The 21,729-nt window shown below is 70.0% G+C and carries 18 protein-coding genes; 9 read left to right on the top strand and 9 right to left on the bottom strand.

All coding sequences use genetic code 11. The features are described 5' to 3' along the window. Positions 1–4 precede the first annotated feature (4 nt). Together DY218_RS20955 and ychF are read right to left on the bottom strand one after the other, a co-directional pair. Positions 5–3,607, bottom strand: a complete 3,603-nt coding sequence (locus DY218_RS20955) for a type I restriction endonuclease subunit R (protein ID WP_233521748.1) — start codon at positions 3,605–3,607, stop codon at positions 5–7. Between the two features lie 371 nt (positions 3,608–3,978). Beyond that, on the bottom strand, positions 3,979–5,067 hold the full coding sequence (ychF, locus tag DY218_RS20950) for a redox-regulated ATPase YchF (protein ID WP_128557647.1): 1,089 nt from the start codon (positions 5,065–5,067) through the stop codon (positions 3,979–3,981). Between the two features lie 419 nt (positions 5,068–5,486). On the opposite strand from ychF, the gene DY218_RS35305 reads away from it, so the two are divergent. Continuing rightward, positions 5,487–5,933 (top strand): DUF6542 domain-containing protein, encoded by a 447-nt coding sequence (locus DY218_RS35305; protein WP_233521746.1) that lies wholly within the window; start codon positions 5,487–5,489, stop codon positions 5,931–5,933. 44 nt (positions 5,934–5,977) lie between these two features. On the opposite strand, the gene ppgK is transcribed toward DY218_RS35305, so the two are convergent. Then, complete coding sequence (gene ppgK, locus DY218_RS20940; protein ID WP_128557646.1) at positions 5,978–6,751, bottom strand: polyphosphate--glucose phosphotransferase; 774 nt, start codon at positions 6,749–6,751, stop codon at positions 5,978–5,980. A gap of 119 nt (positions 6,752–6,870) precedes the next feature. Continuing rightward, a complete protein-coding gene (locus tag DY218_RS20935) occupies positions 6,871–7,920 on the bottom strand; it encodes a 4-hydroxy-3-methylbut-2-enyl diphosphate reductase (protein WP_407703667.1) in 1,050 nt (349 codons plus the stop codon). 304 nt (positions 7,921–8,224) lie between these two features. On the opposite strand from DY218_RS20935, the gene DY218_RS20930 reads away from it, so the two are divergent. From DY218_RS20930 to DY218_RS20910, 5 genes are all read left to right on the top strand, one after another. Further along, complete coding sequence (locus tag DY218_RS20930; RefSeq protein ID WP_233521751.1) at positions 8,225–9,538, top strand: APC family permease; 1,314 nt, start codon at positions 8,225–8,227, stop codon at positions 9,536–9,538. Positions 9,539–9,724: 186 nt separating this feature from the next. Next, positions 9,725–11,131, top strand: a complete 1,407-nt coding sequence (locus DY218_RS20925; protein WP_233521740.1) for a lipase family protein — start codon at positions 9,725–9,727, stop codon at positions 11,129–11,131. A 165-nt stretch (positions 11,132–11,296) separates the two neighbouring features. Beyond that, entirely contained in the window at positions 11,297–12,520 is a 1,224-nt protein-coding gene (gene xseA / locus DY218_RS20920; protein WP_128557642.1) for an exodeoxyribonuclease VII large subunit, read from the top strand. 102 nt (positions 12,521–12,622) lie between these two features. After that, on the top strand, positions 12,623–12,913 hold the full coding sequence (locus DY218_RS20915; protein WP_128557641.1) for an exodeoxyribonuclease VII small subunit: 291 nt from the start codon (positions 12,623–12,625) through the stop codon (positions 12,911–12,913). 145 nt (positions 12,914–13,058) lie between these two features. Then, the gene (locus tag DY218_RS20910) at positions 13,059–13,649 is read left to right on the top strand and encodes a malonic semialdehyde reductase (RefSeq protein WP_128557640.1); all 591 of its coding nucleotides are present in this window, start codon (positions 13,059–13,061) and stop codon (positions 13,647–13,649) included. A 95-nt stretch (positions 13,650–13,744) separates the two neighbouring features. On the opposite strand, the gene DY218_RS20905 is transcribed toward DY218_RS20910, so the two are convergent. Further along, entirely contained in the window at positions 13,745–14,254 is a 510-nt protein-coding gene (locus tag DY218_RS20905; RefSeq protein ID WP_128557651.1) for a DUF4245 domain-containing protein, read from the bottom strand. Positions 14,255–14,436: 182 nt separating this feature from the next. On the opposite strand from DY218_RS20905, the gene glpX reads away from it, so the two are divergent. Then, positions 14,437–15,468, top strand: a complete 1,032-nt coding sequence (gene glpX / locus DY218_RS20900) for a class II fructose-bisphosphatase (RefSeq protein ID WP_128557639.1) — start codon at positions 14,437–14,439, stop codon at positions 15,466–15,468. Positions 15,469–15,663: 195 nt separating this feature from the next. Here glpX and DY218_RS20895 read toward each other — a convergent pair whose 3' ends face one another. The 3 genes from DY218_RS20895 to DY218_RS20885 form a co-directional block, all read right to left on the bottom strand. Next, positions 15,664–16,059: a WhiB family transcriptional regulator gene (locus tag DY218_RS20895; protein WP_128557638.1), complete on the bottom strand. Its 396-nt coding sequence runs from the start codon at positions 16,057–16,059 to the stop codon at positions 15,664–15,666. Between the two features lie 195 nt (positions 16,060–16,254). Next, positions 16,255–16,968 (bottom strand): DUF1707 SHOCT-like domain-containing protein, encoded by a 714-nt coding sequence (locus DY218_RS20890; RefSeq protein ID WP_128557637.1) that lies wholly within the window; start codon positions 16,966–16,968, stop codon positions 16,255–16,257. Positions 16,969–17,115: 147 nt separating this feature from the next. Further along, positions 17,116–18,075 (bottom strand): CPBP family intramembrane glutamic endopeptidase, encoded by a 960-nt coding sequence (locus DY218_RS20885; RefSeq protein ID WP_128557636.1) that lies wholly within the window; start codon positions 18,073–18,075, stop codon positions 17,116–17,118. A gap of 213 nt (positions 18,076–18,288) precedes the next feature. Here DY218_RS20885 and DY218_RS20880 point away from each other — a divergent pair, with 213 nt between their 5' ends. Beyond that, positions 18,289–19,983: a fumarate hydratase gene (locus DY218_RS20880; protein WP_128557635.1), complete on the top strand. Its 1,695-nt coding sequence runs from the start codon at positions 18,289–18,291 to the stop codon at positions 19,981–19,983. A gap of 66 nt (positions 19,984–20,049) precedes the next feature. Here DY218_RS20880 and DY218_RS20875 read toward each other — a convergent pair whose 3' ends face one another. Further along, positions 20,050–20,982, bottom strand: coding sequence for a DUF2867 domain-containing protein (locus tag DY218_RS20875; protein WP_128557634.1), 933 nt, complete (start codon positions 20,980–20,982; stop codon positions 20,050–20,052). Positions 20,983–21,034: 52 nt separating this feature from the next. Between DY218_RS20875 and DY218_RS20870 the strand changes: the two genes are divergently transcribed. Beyond that, positions 21,035–21,643, top strand: coding sequence for a TetR/AcrR family transcriptional regulator (locus DY218_RS20870; protein ID WP_128557633.1), 609 nt, complete (start codon positions 21,035–21,037; stop codon positions 21,641–21,643). Positions 21,644–21,729: the final 86 nt, after the last annotated feature.

Genomic DNA, 21,729 nt, shown 5'->3' with positions numbered 1-21,729 from the left:
TCGCTCAAGCCAATTCCCGATTCAGCTCGTCCAACAGTTCCAGCGCCTGGTTCCTGCCGCCGAAGGCGTTCGCGAATCCCGGGCCGCCGCCCTTCTCCAAGAACGGCATGTGGCCGAAGTCCTCGCGTTCCATGCCCAGGTCGACCACGATCGCGTCCTTGATTCGGCTCAGCCACCACAGCTGGTCATCTGTGAATTCCGCACCAGCCTGGCTCTGCCGCAGCAGCCAGCCCTCGAAGCGCTCCTCGACCACCGTACGGTACGGGCGCAGCTGGTCGTCCGCGCCGAGCGTGTAGCGGACGAGGTTCATGAGGTCGCCCAGACCGGCCGACTTCGTCAGCGACTCGGCCGCCTCGCCGACCAGCTCGTAGTGGTCCCAGATGACCTTCGGTGTCCAGGTCCGCTTGGTCGCCTTGATGGAGGCCATCAGCTCCTTCAGGTGGGCCCGCGCCTCTTGCGGCCGGACCCGGGATCCGCTGCCGAGGATCACCTGGAGTGCGATCGCCTCCGCCGCCGCCTCGTCGCGCTTGCGGCTGTCCAGGAGTTGGCGCCATTCCGCCAGCTCCTTCGCCGCCCGCTCTTCCCTCGGGACCTCGTTCATCTTCAGCGTGACCTCGGTCGTCGCGTCGTAAGTGAGGTCGTGCTGCTGTTTGATGCCGATGATCAGCTTCCGCAGTTCCGGGTGGGCGGTCAGGGTCTCGACCGAGTCGTGAACCAGTCGCCGCGCGTGGTCCGCGCCGCCCTCCCGGTATGCCCGATCCTGGGTGTCGACGTCCACCGCGTTGGCGATCTTCCGGACCATCTTCGCCAGTGGCACTCCGCCCGACACCTGCTCGATCCGCTCCCGCTCCTCCTTCGTGAGTTTGCGGTCAAGCCGGGCCAGCCGGCGCGCGAGCGTCTCGGCCTGTTCGGCCGTCAGCGAGCGGCTGCCCGCCTTGTCCATCAGCTTGGTCAGGCTGAGACTGCCGCTGTCCGGCGGCAGCATCGGGCGGGTGTCGACCAGCGGCGATGCGGTGACGCCCACTGCGTCGACCAGAACGAAACGGTCCTTGGCGAGGTCGGCGGCCGGGTCCGGGGTGACCGCCTTCAGGTCGTCGGCGTCGATCGTGCGAGCGCCGCGTCCCTTCATCTGCTCGAAGAGGACGGGGCTGCGGATGGCCCGCAGGAAGATCACGCACTCCAGGGCCTTGACGTCCGTACCCGTGGCGATCATGTCGACCGTGACGGCGACCCGCAGCAACGGCGAGTTCCGCAGGTCGTTGACGAGTTGCTCGGGGTCGTCGCCCTTGTCCCGGGAACGGTAGGTGATCTTCTTGGCGAAGGCGTCTCCGCGCCCGAAGACCTCCTTGACCTGCTTCAACACCTCGTCCGCATGGTCGTCGGTCGCCGCGAAGACTAGCGTTTTGGGCAGTTCGGTCCGGCCCGGGAACCAGCGCTTCCAGTTGTTCTTGTACGCGGTGAGGACGGCTCGGATCTCATCCTCTGCGATCACTGTGCGGCCGATCTGGCCAACCGTGTACGTGAAGTCCTCGTCCAACTCCTCGTACCGCTGGGCCCGGGTCTTTCGGTCGCGGATACGGACCGTCGTTCCCTTGTCGATCTTCGCGCCGCCGTCCTCTCGTATCGAGGAGTCCATGGTGACCACGTCGAAGTCGACGTTGACGCCGTCAGCCACGGCCTGTTCGTAGGTGTACTCGGAGACCATGTTGCCGTCGAAGAAGCCCTTGGTCTGCCGGGTCGGGGTGGCAGTGAGACCGACCAGGTGGGCGTCGAAGTAGTCCAGGACACCGCGCCACAGCCCGTAGATCGAGCGGTGGCACTCGTCGATGACGATCAAGTCGAAAGACTCGATGGGGACGGCCGGGTTGTACTCGACGGTGACCGGGCGATCGGTCATGTAGTTCTCGTCGAGAGTGGAGGAGTCCTCGCGGTCCTCCGCCTCGGCGGTGTCCTCCAGTGGCTCGCCCTTGAGGAGCCCGTACATGCGCTGGATGGTGGAGACGACGACGGAGGAGGTCTCCTGGAGACCGGACCGGCCGAGCGAGTCGACGTTGTAGAGGTCAGTGAACTTGCGGTTCTCGTCCGGCGTCTTGTAGCGCTCGAACTCGGCCTTGGCCTGGCGGCCGAGGTTGTTGCGGTCGACGAGGAAGAGGATGCGGCGCGCACGCGCATGCTTGAGCAGCCGGTACGACTCGGTGACCGCGGTGTAGGTCTTGCCTGCGCCGGTGGCCATCTGGATCAGTGCGCGCGGCTTGTCCTGGGCGAGTGATCCCTCCAGGCCGACGACCGCCTCCTCCTGGGCCGTACGCAGGTCGTGCGACTCCAGAACCGGCAGCGCGGTGCGCAGGGCTGCCCGGAAAGTGGGGGTGTCCGGATGCTCGGTGGCCCGCTTCATCCAGGCGGCGAAGGACTCCGGGCGGTGGAAGGCGAAGACCGGGCGGGAGCGGGCGTGCGGGTCGAGGCGGTTGAGGAAGAACGTCTCGGCGCCGGTGGTGGCGTAGCGGAAGGCGAACGGTTCCTGCTCACGCCAGACCGCCATGGAGTGTTCCTTGAGAACGCCGCCCGCATACCGCTCGTTCTGCGCGAGGGCGCCCGCCAGGGCGGTGCCCTCGCGCTTGGCCTCGATGACGCCGACGATCATGCCGTCGACGTAGAGGACGTAATCGGCGCGACCGGTGGCCAGGCTGAACTCTCGGACCGCGACGCCTTGGGAGGCGAGTGGGTTGAGGTCGCTGTAGTGCTGGACCGTCCAGCCCGCCTGGGCCAGCATCTCGTCGATACGGACGCGGGCCTGCACCTCGTTGAGCGGTTCGGGCCGCTGGGCGCGCTCAACGATCGCCTCACGAGCATTGACGGTGACCGACCGGGGCTTGAGGCGCTCCTGGTCGTAACGGTCCTGGTAGGCGCGCCGGAGTCGCTCGATCTCGTCCCGATGGCGGGCCACCTCCGCCTCGGACTCGGCACGGGCCCGCTCAGCCGCCTCGGTCAGCCTCTCGGCCTCCTCCCGGCCACGCCGCTCGGCCTCCAGCCGGTCACCGACCTCGCTGAGGCGGGTTCGGGACTCGGCGAGGGTGCGCTGGTAGTGACCGAGCGCCTCGCGGAGCTCGGCCAGCTCGGCGGATCCGCCCGCCACCTCGCTCGGCAGCTGGGGCGGCACGAACGCGGCGATCTCTCGTACGTTGTCGATCGCCCGGGAGAAGAACTGGCCGAGCTGGAAGCAGAGTTCGACGGCCTTGAGGGCCTTGCTGGTGTCGAAGAGGTGATTGTGCGCGGCGTCGTTGCGCCCACGGCGGAGCGTGTCGAAGGCATCTCTGGTGCGGCCAGGGAGCAGGCCGGCGCGCTGGAGTCCAGCCAGCCGGTCGATCTGCCGGGTTCCCTCGACGCGTACCCCAGCCCGCTGCACTAGCTCCGCGGCGAGCAACTCGCCGAACTGGCCGGAGGCGACGTACGAGACGTTGGGGTTGGTGAAGACGGACTGCTCGGCCTGCGCGCCGTAAATGGCCAACAGGGGCTGCATCGCGTAGAGCCGCCCGAAGTTGGGCGACTTCCGAGCCGCTGCCTTTAGCTGCTCCGGGACTTGCTCACGACGCCGTGCCTGCCCGCTCATACGCTGCCGCCCCTCGACCAGGCCAAATCCGGCCCTCACCTGTGACAAGACCTCTCAGCCTATGTCTAACCAAGCGCTCCGCTCTGGCAAATGAATCGATCGCGACAAGATCGACGGCCCCCACAACCGCCCACCCTCAAGGATTCGTGTGCGTTCGGAATGATCCACGCAGCGCGCAATGTCAGCACGGGACAGCATCCCGGGGGTGAATACAGGTGGCGACAGGTGGTCCGATCCGCCCCTCAGGGGCAACATCCAGCACCAAAGCACCGGCCAACCTGCGATGGAGATGCAAAAAGGGCCCGTCTCGAATTGACAGACCCCTCTTGACCTGCGCCTTTACAGGACGCGCAATTTAATTGAAACTTCAATTAAACATTGAAGCGGAACTCCACCACGTCGCCGTCCTGCATCACGTAGTCCTTGCCCTCCATGCGGGCCTTGCCGGCTGCGCGGGCCTCGGCTACTGAGCCGGTCTGGATGAGGTCGTCGAAGGAGATGATCTCGGCCTTGATGAAGCCCTTCTGGAAGTCCGTGTGGATGACGCCGGCCGCCTCGGGGGCCGTGGCGCCCTTCTGGATGGTCCAGGCGCGGGCTTCCTTGGGGCCGGCCGTGAGGTAGGTCTGCAGGCCGAGGGTGTCGAAGCCGACGTGGGCCAGGGTGGCGAGGCCGGGCTGGTCCTGGCCGACGGACTGGAGGAGTTCGAGGGCCTCGTCGTCGTCGAGTTCGGCGAGGTCCGCCTCGAGCTTGGCGTTGAGGAAGATCGCCTCGGCCGGGGCGACCAGGGCGCGCTGTTCGGCCTTGAAGTCGTCGTCCGTGAGCTCGTCCTCGTCGACGTTGAAGACGTAGAGGAAGGGCTTGGTGGTGAGGAGGTGCAGGTCGTGCAGGAGCTCCTCCTTTTCGCCGCCCTGGACGATGCCCGCGGAGAAGAGGGTCTCGCCGCGCTCGAGGATCTCCTTGGCCGCCTCGACCGCGGCGACCTTCGGGGCGATGTCCTTCTTGATCCGCGACTCCTTCTGGAGGCGCGGCAAGACCTTCTCGATGGTCTGGAGGTCGGCGAGGATCAGTTCGGTGTTGATCGTCTCGATGTCGCTCTTCGGGGAGACCTTGCCGTCGACGTGGACCACGTTCTCGTCCTCGAAGGCGCGGATGACCTGGCAGATCGCGTCGGATTCGCGGATGTTCGCCAGGAACTTGTTGCCCAGGCCCTCGCCCTCGGATGCGCCGCGCACGATGCCCGCGATGTCGACGAAGTCGACGGTGGCCGGGAGGATGCGCTGCGAGCCGAAGACCTCGGCGAGGCGGTCGAGGCGGGGGTCGGGGACGCCGACCACGCCGACGTTCGGCTCGATGGTGGCGAACGGGTAGTTGGCCGCCAGCACGTCGTTCTTGGTCAGGGCGTTGAACAGGGTCGACTTGCCGACATTGGGCAGACCGACGATTCCGATCGTGAGCGACACGTTGCGACTTCCCGTACGTCTGGGCTGGGTGGAGGGGCACGGCCGGCACCCGGACGGGCGGCCGATCCCCCAGTCTACGGCCCCGGGGTCGGGCACCTGACTGACGTACGGGCGTCCCGGTGACCGCTCGGACACGCGTCGGCGCGTGTCCCAGCCGCGTCGGCCGGGGGGCGCCGACCTAGGTTGGTGCGGTGGACCAACCCAGTACGCGCCCGACCCCGGACCGCACACGACGCACCCCGCCCGTACCGCCCGTACCTCCGCAGGCCGGGGGGCCCGGTGTCGTCTCCTCCGGAGGGCGGCCGAGCGCTCCGCCGCCGCGGCGGCCCGGTGCCGGCGGGCGTCCGGTCTCGCCGGTCGCGGGCGCGGTGCGGACCGTCGTCCGGGTCGTACGGCGTGGGGTGGTCGCCGTACGGGACATGCCGAATCCGCGGCTGACCGGGCTGGGGAGCGGGCTCTTCGGGTGTGCGGTGATGCTGCTGGTGGCGGGGCTGTGCCGGCTGCTCCTCGACGGGTCCGCGGTGGTGTTCGGGGTGCTGTTTCTGCCGGTCAGTGCGCTGAGCGCGTTCTGGGTGCGGCCGGCCGACCTGGTGACGGTGCCGGTGGGGGTGCCGATCGCGTTCGCGGTGGGGATCTGGCCGATCGCCGGCGGGTCGGAGGGGCTGGGCGGGCAGCTGATCGGGCTGGTCACGGCGCTGGCGGTGAATGCGGGGTGGTTGTACGGGGGGACGTTGATCGCCGGGGTCATCGTGTCCGTACGGAAGGTTCGGATCATGGCTCGGAAGAGGGGTGCGCGGGGCGGCGGGGGGCGGCGGGTTGTTCGGGCGCCGCGTCCGCCCGGGGGGCGAGTGGATCGGCGTACGTGACCGGTGGTCTGTCTCTGCCAGGCGTTGGCCTGGCGGCCTCGTCCTCAATCGCCGGGCGGGCTGGAGGTGGCGGGCGGGCTGGATTTGGCCGTCATTGCCGCGCCCACGATTCCCGCGTTGTTCAGGAGGGCTGCCGGGAGGATTTCGGCGCGGATGCCCTCGATGTGGGGCAGGAACTTGTGGGCCTTGCGGCTGACGCCGCCGCCGAGGACGAAGAGCTCCGGGGAGAAGAGCATCTCGACGTGGGTGAGGTACTTCTGCAGGCGGTGCGCCCAGTGTTCCCACGTGAGCTGCTCGTCGTCCCTGGCCTTGGTGGAGGCGCGCTTCTCCGCGTCGTGGCCGTGCAGTTCCAGGTGGCCGAGCTCCGTGTTCGGCACCAGTTGGCCGTCGGTGAGGACGGCGCTGCCGATGCCGGTGCCGAGGGTGAGCACGATGACCGTGCCCTTGCGGCCGCGGGCCGCGCCGAAGTGGGCCTCGGCGACGCCGGCCGCGTCCGCGTCGTTCAGCACGGTGACCGGGAGGCCGTCCAGGTGCTCGCGGAGCAGGGCGCGGGCGTCGACGTCGATCCAGGACTTGTCCACATTCGCCGCCGTGCGGACCGTGCTGCCGTCGGTGACGACTCCGGGGAACGTGACGCCGACCGGGCCCGACCACTCGAAGTGCTCGACGACCTGGCGCACGCAGTCCGCCACGTCCGCCGGGGTCGACGGATGCGGGGTGAGGACCTTGTGCCGGGGCTGCGCAAGATCGCCGCTCTCCAGGTCCACCGGGGCGCCCTTGATCCCGGATCCGCCGATGTCCACGCCGAAGATCTGCATGCGCTCCACGTTACGACGCGGGACCGACAGTCACGACGCGGAACCGTCAGCCGGACGAAGTCCGGCGGCAGCCCGTCGAAAGTCCGGCGGCAGTCGAAAGACCGGCGGGCGACCGGCAGTCAGTCGCGGGAGGCGGACTCGCCCGCGGCCCCCTGCTCGGTGGTCCTCTGCTCGGCAACCCCCTGCTCGGTGAGCGCGGATGCCTCCGCGCGCAGGTCGCGGCGGAGCTCCTTGGGCAGCGAGAAGGTGATCGACTCCTCCGCGGCCTTCACCGTCTCGACGTCCTCGAAACCGCGCTGGGCGAGCCATTCCAGTACGCCGTCGACCAGGACGTCCGGTACGGAGGCGCCCGAGGTGACGCCGACCGTCGAGACGCCCTCCAGCCAGGCCTCCTCGATCTCGTCGGCGAAGTCGACCAGGTACGCGGCCTGCGCACCGGCGTTGACGGCGACCTCGACGAGTCGCACGGAGTTCGAGGAGTTGCGGGAGCCGACGACGATGACGAGGTCGGACTCGGCGCCCATCTGTTTGACGGCCAGCTGGCGGTTCTGCGTGGCGTAGCAGATGTCGTCGCTCGGCGGGCTGATCAGGTTCGGGAACTTCTCCTTGAGGGCGTCCACCGTCTCCATGGTCTCGTCGACGGAGAGCGTGGTCTGGGAGAGCCAGACGACCTTGGAGTCGTCACGCACCTCGACGTTCTCGACGTCCTTGGGGCCGTCGACGAGGGTGATGTGGTCGGGGGCCTCCCCGGAGGTGCCGATGACCTCCTCGTGCCCCTCGTGTCCGATGAGGAGGATGTCGTACTCCTCCTGGGCGAACCGGACGGCTTCCTTGTGGACCTTGGTGACGAGCGGGCAGGTGGCGTCGATAGTGGCGAGCCGGCGCTCGGCCGCCTCCTCGTGCACGACCGGCGCGACACCGTGCGCCGAGAACATCACGATCGACCCCTCGGGGACCTCCGCGGTCTCCTCGACGAAGATGGCGCCCTTCTTCTCCAGGGTCTGCACGACGTACTTGTTGTGGACGATCTCGTGGCGGACGTAGATCGGCGCGCCGTACTGCTCCAGGGCCTTCTCGACGGCGATCACGGCGCGGTCCACGCCCGCGCAGTAGCCGCGCGGGGCGGCGAGCAGGACACGGCGGGCGGCAGTAGCAGTCATGTCCCCCATCGTAAGGGCGCGCCCAACAGGTCAAAGGCCCCCGCCTTGCAAGACTGGCCCCCGGCCGAAGAGCAAGGCGTCGGCCGAGACCACGGCCACGATGCCGAGCAGGTGCACGGCCACGATGCCGAGCAGGCGATGGAGGCGCGCGATGTCCGGTGACGACCAGTCCCCGCCCGTGTCGGGGGACGACGGCTCCGGAGGCGGTACGGGGGCGGGTCCAGGACCCGCGACCGGCGCCGCTGCCGGGCAGGAGACGCTGCGGCGGACGCTGACCTTNCCCGCGACCGGCGCCGCTGCCGGGCAGGAGACGCTGCGGCGGACGCTGACCTTCCGGGATCTCGTCGTCTACGGGCTGCTGTTCATCGCCCCGATGGCCCCGGTCGGTGTCTACGGGACGCTGGACGCGAAGTCGCACGGCGCCGTCGCCCTCGTGTACATCGTGGCCACCCTGGCCATGGCTTTCACGGCGTACAGCTACGCCCAGATGGTGCAGGTGGCCCCCAGGGCGGGCTCGGTCTTCACGTACGCGCGCGTGGCGCTCGGTGAAGGGCCCGGATTCGTCGCCGGCTGGATGGCGATGCTGGACTACGTGCTGATCCCGGCGGTGGCGTATCTGTTCTCCGGGATCGCCATGCACGAGCTGGTGCCGGAAGTGTCCCAGTGGGTGTGGACGGCGATCGCGGTGCTCGTGACCACGGCGCTGAACCTGTGGGGCGTGCGCGCGGCGGCGCGCGTCGGGTTCGCGATCCTGGCGATGGAGATCGCGGTCCTCCTGGTGTTCGTGGTGGCCGCGGTGGTGGTCCTCGTACAGGACGGTGCCACGCGCGCGTGGCTGTCGCCGCTCACCGGGGACGGCGATTTCGCGATCACCGCGGTGCTCGGGGCGGTGTCCGTCGCGGTGCTGTCGTATCTGGGGTTCGACGCGATCGCCTCGTTCGCCGAGGAGGTCACGGGCGGGTCGAAGAAGGTGGCGCGTGCGGTGCTGTTCTGCCTGGCCATGGCGGGTTCGCTGTTCGTGGTGCAGACGTATCTGGTGGCACTGCTCGAGCCGACGACGTCGGCGCAGCTCGCGGCCGAACCGGGCAAGCAGGGCTCGGCGTTCTACGACGCGGTGGACGTGGCGGTCGGGACCTGGCTGCACGATCTGGTGGCGGTGAGCAAGGCGATCGGTGCGGCGTTCGCCGCGCTGGCCGGGCAGGCCGCGGCGAGCAGGCTGCTGTTCGCGATGGCGCGGGAGCGGCGGCTGCCGCGGTTCCTGGCCCGTACGGGGGACGGTGTGCCGCGGTCCGCGATCCTGCTCGCGGCGGTGGTGACGATGGTGGCCGCGGTGTGGGCGGCGCGACGGGACGACGGGATGGACCATCTCGTCTCGGTGGTGGACATCGGTGCGCTGACCGCGTTCACGCTGCTGCACGCGAGCGTGGTGTCCTGGTTCGCGGTGCGCCGGCGGGGAGGTCCGGTGAGCTGGTGGCGGCATGTGCTGGTGCCGGTGGTCGGTGCGGCGGTGACGATCGCGGTGATCGTGGAGGCGTCGCGTACGGCGCAGATCGTGGGGGCGATCTGGTTCGTGGTGGGTCTGCTGGTGCTGCTCGCGCAGCGGGGGCGGCGGGTGGCGGCGGACTGACGGGCGCCGCCGGGCGCCGACCGGCACCCCCGGGCGCTCCCTGCGCGCCCGGGCGCCCCCGCAACACGCCCCGCGTCGCGAGGGTTTACACCGGGTAACACCCAACCTTACTCTTCGGTCAGTTACCGGGTGGTAAGCCGACGGGACGGCTTGCCGCCCGGCCCCACGCCCTGAGGAGTGAGCCGCGTGAAACGTCCACGCATGACGCACCTGGCACCCCCGCACCACAGAGCCGGCACGGCGCTGCCCCCCACCGCGCCGCACAGCCACACCGACGGCCGCACCCGCGCCCGCGCCCTGGCCGCAGCCGTGGTGGCCGCCCTCTGCCTCGGCACGCTGTCCCTGTCCGCACCGGCGTCGGCCGAGGAGTCCCGGGGTGTGGAGATCCCGGCGTTCTACGACCCGCCCGCCGAACTGCCCGCAGACAACGGCGACCTGGTCCGCACCGAGCCCCTGCCGCTGGCCCTGAGCCTGCCGGGAATCGGCGGCCCGTTCCCCGGCAAGGCCACCCGCCTGATGTACAAGTCCACGGACTCCAACGACAGCCCGGTGGCCGTCACCGGTGCGTACATCGAGCCCAAGGCGGACTGGAAGGGCGAGGGACCGCGCCCGCTGGTGGCGCTCGCACCCGGCACCATGGGGCAGGGCGACCAGTGCTCCGCCTCGCTCGGCCTCGAGCACCCGATCAGCTTCAACGGCCGTACGGTGTCGGTCGGTTACGAGGATCTGGCGGTCTACCGGCTGCTCTCCTCCGGAGCGGCGGTCGTCGTGACGGACTACGTGGGCCTCGGCGCCACCGACCGTCTGCACACGTACGTCAACCGCGTGGACGGCGGCCACGCTCTCCTGGACGCCGCCCGCGCCGCCCGCTCGGTCCCGGGCGCCTCGGTGACGGCGGACTCGCGCGTGGCGTTCTACGGCTACAGCCAGGGCGGCGGCGCCAGCGGGTCCGCGGCCGAACTGCAGCCCTCGTACGCGCCCGATGTGCCGCTGACGGGTGCGTACGTCGGCGCTCCGCCGGCCGACCTGACCGAGGTGATCAAGGGGATCGACGGGAGCGGCCTGGCCGGTGCGCTCGGCTGGTCGCTCAACGGCTTCCTGCAGTCCGACCCGAGCCTCGAGGAGGTCGCCGACCGGCGCATCAACGACGCGGGCCGGGACGCACTCGAGGACCTGTCGACGATGTGTGTCGGCGACGCGCTCTTCGGCTACGGCTTCGCCAAGAGCTCCAAGTGGACGGCGGACGGCAAGTCGATGTCCGAGGTCGTCACGGAGGAGCCCGCGGTGCAGGCGGTGCTCGACGAGCAGCGGATCGGCAAGGTGAAGCCGGCCGTGCCGGTGCGCGTCGCGACGGGCGTCCAGGACGACATCGTCCCGCACGGGCAGGCACGCCAACTGGCCGTCGACTGGTGCGAGAAGGGCGCGAACGTCACCTACACACCGATCGCGCTGCCGAACCTGGGCGACAAGCTCGTCACGAACCATGTGGCGCCGCTGCTCACCGACCAGGGGAAGGCGATCTCCTGGCTGAAGGCGCGGCTCTCCGGCGAGGAGACCGGGTCGACGTGTGGGGAGCTGCCGAACCAGCGGTGATCGCGCCGGGTGGCGGCCCGTAGCAGCCGTCCTGATGCCGCACCTCCCAATACCGCCCCTCCCACGCGCGGGAGGGGCGGTATCTCGTGTTCCGGTACGTCCTGGAGACGGTCACCGTGCAGCGGTGCCCGCTGACTGTCGGTGCCCGCCATTAGGCTCCCTCCCATGGCTATGCAGACGTCCGCCGAGGCGCCGATCCCCGTCGGTGAGGTGTCGCGGCTCATCGGGGGGTGGATCGCGCGGCTCGGTGCCGTATGGGTCGAGGGGCAGATCACCCAGCTGTCCCGGCGCCCGGGCGCGGGCGTGGTGTTCATGACGCTGCGGGACCCCTCGCACGACATCTCGGTGAGCGTCACCTGTTACCGCCGGGTCTTCGACGCCGTCGCCGATGTGGTCGCGGAGGGCGCGCGCGTGGTCGTGCTCGCCAAGCCCGAGTGGTACGCGCCGCGCGGCCAGCTCTCCCTGCGGGCCACCGAGATACGGCCGGTGGGCATGGGTGAACTCCTGGTCCGGCTCGAGCAGTTGAAGAAGGCGCTGACCGCCCAGGGGCTGTTCGCGGCGGACCGCAAGCGGCCGCTGCCGTTCCTGCCGCAGCTGATCGGCCTGGTCTGCGGGCGCGCCTCGGCGGCCGAGCGCGACGTCCTGGAGAATGCCCGGCACCGCTGGCCGGCCGTCCGCTTCGAGGTCCGCAATGTCGCCGTGCAGGGCGTGCACGCCGTGCCGCAGGTGGTGCAGGCCGTCAAGGAGCTCGACGCGCTCGACGAGGTGGACGTCATCGTGGTGGCGCGCGGCGGCGGCAGCGTGGAGGACCTGCTGCCGTTCTCCGACGAGCAGTTGATCCGGGTCGTGTCCGAGTGCCGTACGCCGGTGGTGTCGGCGATCGGGCACGAGCCGGACTCCCCGCTGCTCGACCTGGTCGCGGACCTGCGCGCATCCACACCCACGGACGCGGCCAAGAAGGTCGTACCGGACGTGGGCGAGGAGTACGACCGCGTGCGGATGCTGCAGGACCGGGCGCGACGGGCCCTGACGGGCAAGCTCGAGCGCGAGGAGCACGGCCTGGAGGTGGCGATGTCGCGGCCGTCGATGGCGCACCCGCACCGCATGCTCGACGCGCGCGAGGAGCAGGTCGAGGCCCTTGTGGACCGGGCCCGCCGCACACTCGGCCACCTACTGGACCGCGCCGACTCGGAGTTGTCGCACACCCACGCGCGCGTGGTGGCCCTCTCCCCCGCCGCGACCCTGCACCGTGGGTACGCGGTGCTGCAGCGGTCCGACGGCCATGCGGTACGGGCACCGGACGAGGTCGCGGCGGACGAGGTGCTGCGCGCGCGGGTCGCCGACGGCGAGTTCACCGTCCGGGTCGACGAGCGGCCGCCGGCCGACTGAGCTCTGCCCACCGCACCGTTGTCACCCACCGCTTTTCACCCACCGCACCCATTTCATACGGCGGCAACGCCGCTGTCGTACCCCCGACCTAGGCTGGAGCCCATGACCACGACGACCGAGGAGATCGCGCTCGGGTACGAGCAGGCGCGCGACGAACTGATCGAGGTGGTCCGCCGGCTCGAGGCGGGCGGGACGACGCTCGAGGAGTCGCTCGCCCTGTGGGAGCGGGGCGAGGAGCTGGCCAAGGTCTGCCGCCGCTGGCTGGACGGCGCCCGCGCCCGTCTCGACGCCGCGCTCGCCTCCGCGGAGGACGCGACGGACGAGGACGGCGAGGACGGCGAGGACACGGACCCGAGCGGCGACGCGGCCGAGGCCGACGCCGGTCAGGACTGAGTTTCCGGCTCCTGGAGCCCTGTGAAGTGGATCACCGCACTCCGTTTTTGATTGAATCTTAAACGTAAGCCGCGTACCGTCATGCCGTGAAGGGCTCCGGCCCGCTGCCCCCAATCCCGACCCTCGCGAGAAGGTTCCCCCACGTATGTCCCTCGTTCTTGATGCCGCCGCCCAGGACCTGCTGTTCCGTGAGGCCCGTACGGCCAACACGTTCTCCGACGAGCCGGTGACCGACGAGCAGGTCCAGGCGATCTACGACCTCGTCAAGTACGGGCCGACCGCCTTCAACCAGAGCCCGCTGCGGGTCACCCTGGTCCGCTCCCCCGAGGCCCGCGAGCGCCTCGTCCAGCACATGGCCGAGGGCAACCGCCCGAAGACCGCCACCGCGCCGCTGGTCGCGATCCTCTCCACGGACAACGAGTTCCATGAGGAGCTGCCGCAACTGCTTCCGCACGCCCCCGGCATCAAGGACGCGTACTTCGCGCAGCGCCCCGTCCGCGAGCAGGCCGCCGCGCTGAACGGCAGCCTGCAGGCCGCGTACTTCATCATCGGCGTCCGCGCCGCCGGCCTGGCCGCGGGCCCGATGACCGGCGTGGACTTCGCGGGCCTGCAGAAGGAGTTCCTGGACGACGACCACACGCCCCTGATGGTGGTGAACATCGGCAGGCCGGGCGAGGACGCCTGGTTCCCGCGCTCGCCCCGGCTGTCGTACGACGAGGTCGTCACCACCGTCTGACGCTCACGCGCACCCACCGAACAACGGAGAAGACCCCCGGCAGCAGCCGGGGGTCTTCTCCGTGCTTCGGCCCTCAGGACCCGATGCGGCGGCCCTCAGGATTCGCTGAGCGCGCCCGCGAGCTTGGTGAGGATGCCGATCGAACCGGAGCCCGTGACCACCGTGGTGGATCCCTTGTCCTCGCGCACCAGGGCGTCGTACGGGGAGCCCTGGTACCGCTTCCAGGTGTCGCCGCCGATCTCCTGGGTCACCGAGGTCGCGCGGGCGCCCTGGGTGACCTCCTCGACGAACTTGCGCGGGGTCCGCGTCGACTGCTCGACGGCGGCGTACTGGCCGTTCGGCGCGTGGAAACCGAGGTGCCAGTGGTCGCCCTCCTCGCCCTTGTACCGGACGGAGGTCGCCTTCCACTTCTCCGAGAGCCCGTCGGGCGCGAGCACCGGATACGCAGCCGCGCGCCGGGCCGTGGACAGCTCGACGGTGTAGTCCACCGCCTGCACCGGCTCCTCGTCCTCGTCATGCGGGACGAAGACGTAGATGACGGCCACGACCAACCCGATCACCGCCAGGGAGAGAATCATGTCCCGGACGGTCTGCTTGCCTTTCATACCTGCCACGCCCCCTATCGTCGCAGGTGCGTGCTCCGCTCATGCGTGGGGCCCTCTGCTCAAATTGTCGGCTTGGCGATAGAGTCACGTGGCAAACCCTCAACCGGCCGCCGCCCATCACACGACCCTCACGGGGACCCCTCCGGGCGCAGGTTTTTCTCGTATCAGAAAGGTGCGCTCTGATGACCGAGCATCATCTCCCGTCCGCCCTGGAGGTCTCTCCCGAGGCTCCCGATCGCAACCTGGCTCTCGAACTGGTGCGCGTGACCGAGGCCGCCGCGATGGCCGCGGGCCGCTGGGTCGGCCGCGGCGAGAAGAACGGCGCCGACGGTGCGGCGGTACGCGCGATGCGGACCCTGGTGGGCACCGTGTCGATGAACGGCGTCGTGGTCATCGGGGAGGGCGAGAAGGACGAGGCCCCGATGCTCTTCAACGGGGAGCGGATCGGCGACGGCACCGGAGCCGAGTGCGACATCGCGGTCGACCCGATCGACGGGACGACGCTGACGGCCCGCGGCATGCCGAACGCGATCGCGGTACTCGCGGCGGCCGACCGCGGCGCGATGTTCGACCCGTCCGCCGTCTTCTACATGGACAAGCTGGTCACCGGCCCGGAGGCCGCTGACTACGTGGACATCAACGCCCCGGCGTCGGTGAACATCCGCCGGGTGGCCAAGGCCAAGCGTTCGGCGCCCGAGGACGTCACCGTGATGATCCTCGACCGGCCTCGGCACGACGGCATCGTCAAGGAGATCCGGGAGACGGGCGCCCGGATCAAGTTCATCTCCGACGGCGACGTCGCGGGCTCGATCATGGCGGTGCGCGAGGGCACCGGCGTGGACCTGCTCATGGGGATCGGCGGCACCCCCGAGGGCATCATCAGCGCCTGCGCGATCAAGTGTCTGGGCGGCGTGATCCAGGGCAAGCTCTGGCCCAAGGACGAGGCGGAGAAGCAGCGCGCCCTCGATGCGGGCCACGATCTGGACCGGGTCCTGTCGACGCACGATCTGGTCTCCGGGGACAACGTCTTCTTCGTGGCCACCGGCATCACGGACGGCGAGCTGCTCCGGGGCGTGCGCTACCGCGCGGAGACGGCGACCACCCAGTCCCTGGTGATGCGTTCGAAGTCCGGCACGATCCGGCAGATCGACTCGACCCACAAGCTGGAGAAGCTGCGGGCCTACAGCGCGATCGACTTCGACCGGGCCAAGTAGGCCGCGCGGCCGCGCAGTACGGGTCCGCCGCGCCCAAGTGGCCGGCCCGGTCCCGTACTTCGAGCCATGGCCGTTGAACATCAGGCCGGCCGCGCACGTACAGAAGGACAGCGCGCGTGGTGGGCCCGCGCGTTGAGAGGGCGCCCCTTGTACGGAGGGGCGCCCTCATCCGTGTCCGAGCCGGGGTGGCGGCGGTCAGCCGGCCGCTGCGATGTGGTCCGTCGCGCGAGTGCTCTGCTGGCGCTCCAGGTCACGGCGCCGGCGCCGGGCCAGGACCACGCGGCGCTCGGCGGCGGTGAGTCCGCCCCACACGCCGTACGGCTCGGGCTGCAGGAGGGCGTGCTCGCGGCACTCGGCCATCACCGGACAGCCTCCGCAGACCCGCTTCGCGGCGTCCTCTCGGGAGAGCCTGGCCGCCGTGGGCTCCTTGGACGGTGCGAAGAAGAGGCCGGCCTCGTCCCGCCGGCAGACGGCCTCGGTGTGCCAGGGAGCATCCTGATCTCGCGCGGGCCGCCGCTGACTGGGGATCGCAGCTGCCCGCTGAGTCGGAACTGCGGCGACCTGCAGGGACTGATGCGGCGTTTGCAGCACGGCCTACTCCTGACGACGGCTTCGCGGCGGGGTGACGATGCAGCAAGGCCTACCCGCTGTACGCGTGCCTATGCACTGAGTTCCGATGAACGGAAGTTCAGACTCATGCCCCCGCGTGCGCCCCCCGGTGCGCCGCCGTCAGCCCCCGCCGGACTCCGGTGGACTGCCTGTCGGCCGTCGGTCGACCGTCAGCCCTCAGCCGTGATGCTTGCGCAGATGCTTGTCGACGTATTTGCCGACGTATTTGTGGAGATCGGTGACGAGCTTGCCGCGCTTGGGCTTCGCCTCGATGTTCCCGAAGACGGAGTAGCCGTCGATCACCACGCGCGGGGCGTTCGCATCCGGCGCCTCCAGGCTCTCCACCTCGAAATTGCCGAAGACTCCGCTGCCGCTGCCCTTGAGCGTGATGTTCTCCGGGACGGTGATCTCGACGTTCCCGAAGATCGAGAAGCATTTGACCAGGACCTGCTGGTGCTCGAAGACGGCTTCGGTGAGGTCGATCTCGATGTTCCCGAAGATCGAGTACGCGTGGGTGCGGCGGCCGACGCGCCAACGCCCCTTGCGCGTACTGCTGCTGAAGACCGCGACCAAGTTCTCGTCGGGCTCGTCCGGGATGGGTGCGGGGCGGTACGGCGAGGGGTCCGGGGCGGCGGACGCGCCGGTCCGGGCGGCCGGCAAGTCCCGCACCAGCGGCTCGAGTTCGCCGACCGTCTTGGCGCGGTACACGCCCTCGATGCGGTCCGTGAACTCCTCGGAGGTGAGGCGTCCCTCGGCCATGGCGTCGCGCAGGATGTCCGCGAAGCGGTCGCGGTCCGCGTCGGAAGCACGCAGATCCGCCTCCGCGACGGGCCCGGCGGCAGGCCTCGGGGAGGGGGCTTCGGGCTTCTCTGGTCGCTTTTCGAGGTCCACGAATTCAGCGTACCGAAACGCGATAGATCGCGACCAGAGGGAGGAGCCCTGAGGTTCCCCTTAGGGATGCTCCTTCCAGGGGTCCCCTTCAGGGGCCCGTACGGCCCGTACGGATCAGAGGTCCGTACGGAGAACGGCCCGTACCGATCAGAGGTCCGTACGGGGAGTGGTCGCGCCGCGTCGCCGGTTCGCGAGCCAGATGGCCAGTACGGCCAGGGCGCTCGCCGGCCAGGTCGTGATGCTCAGCGGGCCGGCCAGCAGCGGGTCGACGACCGGGCCCGAGATGTCGCCGGTCAGCGGCAACGCGAACTCGTTGAGCGAGAGGTGCGCCGCGACGGCCGCCCACACCGATCCGGTGGACAGCCGGACCGCGGCGATCACGGTGCCGAGGAGCGTGGCCGTCAGCACGGCGACGGGGACGCCCAGGAGCGGGGAACGGCCCGGGTAGCTTCCGCCGAGTGCGGTCATCGGCACGTGCCAGGCGCCCCATACGGCGCCCCCGGTCAGCAGGGCGCGGGTCCTGCCGAGATGCAGTAACCGCGGCAGCAAGTAGCCCTGCCAGCCCAGCTCTTCGCCGAAGTACAGGGGCAGGGACACCAGCGCACTCAGTGCGAGCGGCAGCAGCGTGCCGGGGCCGGGCGGATGCGCGGGGGCGTACCAGCCGACGGCCGTGGCCAGAGCCAGGCCGGCGGCCGTGAGGGCGAGCGGGATCGCGAGGGCCGTCGCCGCGGAGCGGGCCTCGTGCCGCCATGGCGTGGCCCTGGTCAGCCCGAGGAGGCGTACGGCCGCGCGCGGCCCCCTGCCGCGTACGGTCAGGCCGAACGCGGTCAGGGCCGGCACCAGCATCATCAGGATCATGCACACGGCCGCGACCGGGGGCGTCCCCTGGCCGGGATCCGAGCGGCGGAAGCCGTCGATCCAGAGCGGGATCATGGCGATCCAGGCCCCGGCGAAGCTGATCACCAGGAACGGGACGAGGCCGCGGGGTGAACTGATCGCCGGATGCTTCGAGTTCGCTGCGTCCGCCGGGTTCGCCGTGCCCGCCGGGTTCGCCGTGCCCGCCGCATTCGCCGGATTCACCGGTTCCGGAGTGCTCGCTCGTGTCATGTCCGGGACGCTACGGAGCGTGAGCCGCCGGAACGACGGTGCCCACTCGTCGATCCGTGGTGCAGCACACTCCACCTTGACGGGGCCGCGGCGGCGTCCAGGCGGCCCTCCGGGTGAGTCTCACCTCACCGAGGAGGCCTCTTTCCGAGGTTCTACTCTGGAGGGCGCTGCCCAGGGAGGTGCAGCCGTCTGCCGAGTGAGGAATGGCCGAAAATGCCGGAGTTCGCGTACACCGATCTGCTTCCGACGGGAGAGGACACCACGCCGTACCGCCTGGTGACCTCCGAGGGCGTCTCCACGTTCGAGGCCGACGGGCGGACCTTCCTCAAGGTGGAGCCGGAGGCGCTGCGCAAGCTCGCCGAAGAGGCCATCCACGACATCCAGCACTATCTGCGCCCGGCCCACCTCGCCCAGCTGCGCCGCATCATCGACGACCCGGAGGCCTCGGCCAACGACAAGTTCGTCGCACTCGACCTCCTGAAGAACGCCAATATCGCGGCCGCGGGCGTGCTCCCGATGTGCCAGGACACCGGCACGGCGATCGTGATGGGCAAGCGCGGGCAGCACGTGCTGACCAGCGGCCGTGACGAGGAGGCCCTGTCGCGCGGCATCTACGACGCGTACCAGAACCTGAATCTGCGGTACTCGCAGATGGCGCCCGTGACCATGTGGGACGAGAAGAACACCGGCTCCAATCTGCCGGCGCAGATCGAGCTGTACGCGACGGACGGCGACGCCTACAAGTTCCTGATCATGGCCAAGGGCGGCGGCTCGGCCAACAAGTCGTTCCTGTACCAGGAGACGAAGGCCGTACTGAACGAGGCCTCGATGATGAAGTTCCTCGAGGAGAAGATCCGCTCGCTCGGCACCGCGGCCTGTCCCCCGTACCACCTGGCCATCGTGGTCGGCGGCACCTCCGCCGAGTACGCCCTGAAGACCGCGAAGTACGCCTCCGCGCACTACCTGGACGAGATCCCTTCCGAGGGCTCGGCGCTCGGGCACGGCTTCCGGGACCAGGATCTGGAGCAGAAGGTCTTCGAGCTGACTCAGAAGATCGGTATCGGCGCGCAGTTCGGCGGCAAGTACTTCTGCCACGACGTGCGGGTGGTGCGGCTGCCGCGGCACGGCGCGTCGTGCCCGGTCGCGATCGCGGTGTCCTGCTCCGCGGACCGGCAGGCCGTCGCGAAGATCACCGCGGAGGGGGTGTTCCTGGAGGAGTTGGAGACGGATCCGGCGCGGTTCCTGCCGGAGACGACGGACGAGCACCTCGTGGCGGACTCCGACTCCGACTCCGACTCCGAGTCCGAGGGCGTGGTGAAGGTCGATCTCAACCGGCCGATGGACGAGATCCTCGCCGAGCTCACCAAGCACCCCGTCAAGACCCGCCTCTCGCTGACCGGGCCGCTGGTGGTGGCCCGGGACATCGCGCACGCGAAGATCAAGGAGCGGCTCGATGCGGGGGAGGAGATGCCGCAGTACCTCAAGGACCACCCCGTGTACTACGCGGGGCCCGCGAAGACTCCCGAGGGGTATGCGTCCGGGTCGTTCGGGCCCACGACCGCGGGGCGGATGGACTCGTACGTCGAGCAGTTCCAGGCGGCCGGGGGGTCCAAGGTGATGCTGGCGAAGGGGAATCGGTCTCAGCAGGTCACGCGTGCGTGTGGTGCGCACGGGGGGTTCTATCTCGGCTCCATCGGGGGGCCCGCTGCGCGGTTGGCCCAGGACTGCATCAAGAAGGTGGAGGTCGTGGAGTACGAGGAGTTGGGGATGGAGGCGGTGTGGCGGATCGAGGTGGAGGACTTCCCGGCGTTCGTCGTCGTGGACGACAAGGGCAATGACTTCTTCGCGGAGCCTGCGGGGGAACCCACGTTCACGTCCATCCCCGTGCGAGGGCCTGGGCTCTCGTAGTTTGCGCCTCCGGCGCGGAGAGGCCCCTCCCCACCCCTTCCCGAAAGTCCTGCCGGACGGGCCTCCTCAAACGCCGGAGGGGCTTTGATCAAACCCCTCCGGCGATTGAGGAGTTTGAGAAAGAGCCCGCTCGCCCGCTGAAGGGGCCGATCCGGACAGGGTTCGGTGGGTGCGGCGGAGCATGGTGCGGGCCATGAAGGGGTGGACTCGCTTCACCGCTGCCCAGTACAGGCGCCCGCGCCAGGACTGCGTCGAGGCGACCGTGCACAGGGTGACGTGGTCGTCGTCCGTGAGGATCGAGGCGCGGGCGGTGACGCCGGACGTGTCCACGCGCATGAGCAGTTCGCCGTCCTCCCGGGCGATGACCGGGAACGCGTCGCGCAGGATGCCCGTCCATGCGGCGGGGTCGCGCGGCAGGCCGGCGTGGAGCGGCATGCGGTACGCGTCCTCGTAGGCGGGCCGGTCGAGCGCGGTGCGGATCAGTCGGGCGCGCTCGGGGATCGCGACCGTCTCGGGGCGGGCCCATACGGCGGCGCGCAGCAGCCGTACGCGCGCGGAGTGGCGCACCGGATCGGTGACCGAACCGGTCGTGACCCGCTCGATGTTGTCGAAGAGCTCCTCGATCATCGTGTCGTGCACGGGCCTGATCCCGACGGCCCAGGCGAGCCGCCGGCTGCCCGAGAACTCCATCTCCAGGACGTGCCGCACCCGGCAGCGTCCGTCGCCGAGGGGCTCGATCGTCAGCTCGTGGTAGCCGTCCCAGGGCGGGGTCCCGTCGAAGCGGATCCGCCGGCCCGGCTCGTACTCCGTGACTTCGTACGTGACCGGGCCGTGGCCGCCGACGGCGCCGACGCCGAGCGGCCGGTCGAAGCGCATCGGGGCCCAGGCGGGCACCGGGAAGATCGGGTCGTCGTCGGCCGAGAGGCGGTCGAGGAGTGCCCCCGCCGCGGCCGCCGGGGCGGAGATCTCGCGCTCGTGGACGTTGTGGATCAGGGCCATCACGCACCTCCATACGCTGCCGTATGGTTTTACCGTACGGTACCGTATGGTCATGGCGCAACGGCAGCGGCGGACGCGGACGACGGAGCAACAGGGCGGCAGGAAGCCGAGGTTGACGGCACAGGACTGGGCCGATGCCGCGCTCGCGGCGATCTCGGAGGGCGGGCTCGCGGCCGTCGCGGTCGAGCCGCTGGCCACCCGGCTCGGCACCACCAAGGGCAGCTTCTACTGGCACTTCGCGAACCGGGACGCGCTGATCGACGCGGCGCTCGAACGGTGGGCCGAGATCAACACCGAGGGCACGATCGCCGAGGTCGAGGAGGAGCCCGATCCGGAGGCGCGGATCCGGCGGCTCTTCGCCTTCGCGATCCGGGCGGCGGCGGAGGATCCGCTGGAGGTCGCGCTGCTTGCGACGGCGTCGCATCCGCGGGTGGCCGAGGCGATGCGGAGGGTGTCCGAGCGGCGGGTGGCGTATGTGGCGCGGCTCTTCGCGGAGTTGGGGTTTGCGGAGGAGGAGGCGCGGCGGCGTGGGCTGCTGGCGTACGCGGTGTATCTGGGGCATGCACAGCTTGGGCATGCGGCGCGAGGGGTGCTTCCCCCTGCGGGGGGCGAGTTCAGTGCGTATCTGGACGATGCGCTGAGTCTGTTGATGCGGCGCTGACGCGTTGAGTCCCCAGCCCCGCCGCTTCCCGAAAGCCCTGCCGGGCGGGCCTCCTCAATCGCCGGAGGGGCTCTATAAGAGCCCCT

It is taken from the genome of Streptomyces triticagri, assembly GCF_003429565.1.
Classification (GTDB): domain Bacteria; phylum Actinomycetota; class Actinomycetes; order Streptomycetales; family Streptomycetaceae; genus Streptomyces; species Streptomyces triticagri.
Note: the sequence above shows the minus strand (reverse complement) of the source record. Positions and strands in the feature narration are given on the sequence as shown.

Excerpts from the sequence above, each read along its gene's own strand:
- DY218_RS20875 (WP_128557634.1), bottom strand. The coding sequence starts at position 20,982 with ATGGCCCTGATCCACAACGTCCACGAGCGCGAGATCTCCGCCCCGGCG.
- DY218_RS20870 (WP_128557633.1), top strand. The coding sequence starts at position 21,035 with ATGGCGCAACGGCAGCGGCGGACGCGGACGACGGAGCAACAGGGCGGC.
- DY218_RS20915 (WP_128557641.1), top strand. The coding sequence starts at position 12,623 with ATGACCACGACGACCGAGGAGATCGCGCTCGGGTACGAGCAGGCGCGC.
- glpX (WP_128557639.1), top strand. The coding sequence starts at position 14,437 with ATGACCGAGCATCATCTCCCGTCCGCCCTGGAGGTCTCTCCCGAGGCT.
- DY218_RS20885 (WP_128557636.1), bottom strand. The coding sequence starts at position 18,075 with ATGACACGAGCGAGCACTCCGGAACCGGTGAATCCGGCGAATGCGGCG.
- DY218_RS35305 (WP_233521746.1), top strand. The coding sequence starts at position 5,487 with ATGCCGAATCCGCGGCTGACCGGGCTGGGGAGCGGGCTCTTCGGGTGT.
- DY218_RS20955 (WP_233521748.1), bottom strand. The coding sequence starts at position 3,607 with ATGAGCGGGCAGGCACGGCGTCGTGAGCAAGTCCCGGAGCAGCTAAAG.
- DY218_RS20910 (WP_128557640.1), top strand. The coding sequence starts at position 13,059 with ATGTCCCTCGTTCTTGATGCCGCCGCCCAGGACCTGCTGTTCCGTGAG.
- DY218_RS20880 (WP_128557635.1), top strand. The coding sequence starts at position 18,289 with ATGCCGGAGTTCGCGTACACCGATCTGCTTCCGACGGGAGAGGACACC.
- DY218_RS20905 (WP_128557651.1), bottom strand. The coding sequence starts at position 14,254 with ATGAAAGGCAAGCAGACCGTCCGGGACATGATTCTCTCCCTGGCGGTG.
- xseA (WP_128557642.1), top strand. The coding sequence starts at position 11,297 with ATGGCTATGCAGACGTCCGCCGAGGCGCCGATCCCCGTCGGTGAGGTG.
- ppgK (WP_128557646.1), bottom strand. The coding sequence starts at position 6,751 with ATGCAGATCTTCGGCGTGGACATCGGCGGATCCGGGATCAAGGGCGCC.
- DY218_RS20935 (WP_407703667.1), bottom strand. The coding sequence starts at position 7,920 with ATGGGGGACATGACTGCTACTGCCGCCCGCCGTGTCCTGCTCGCCGCC.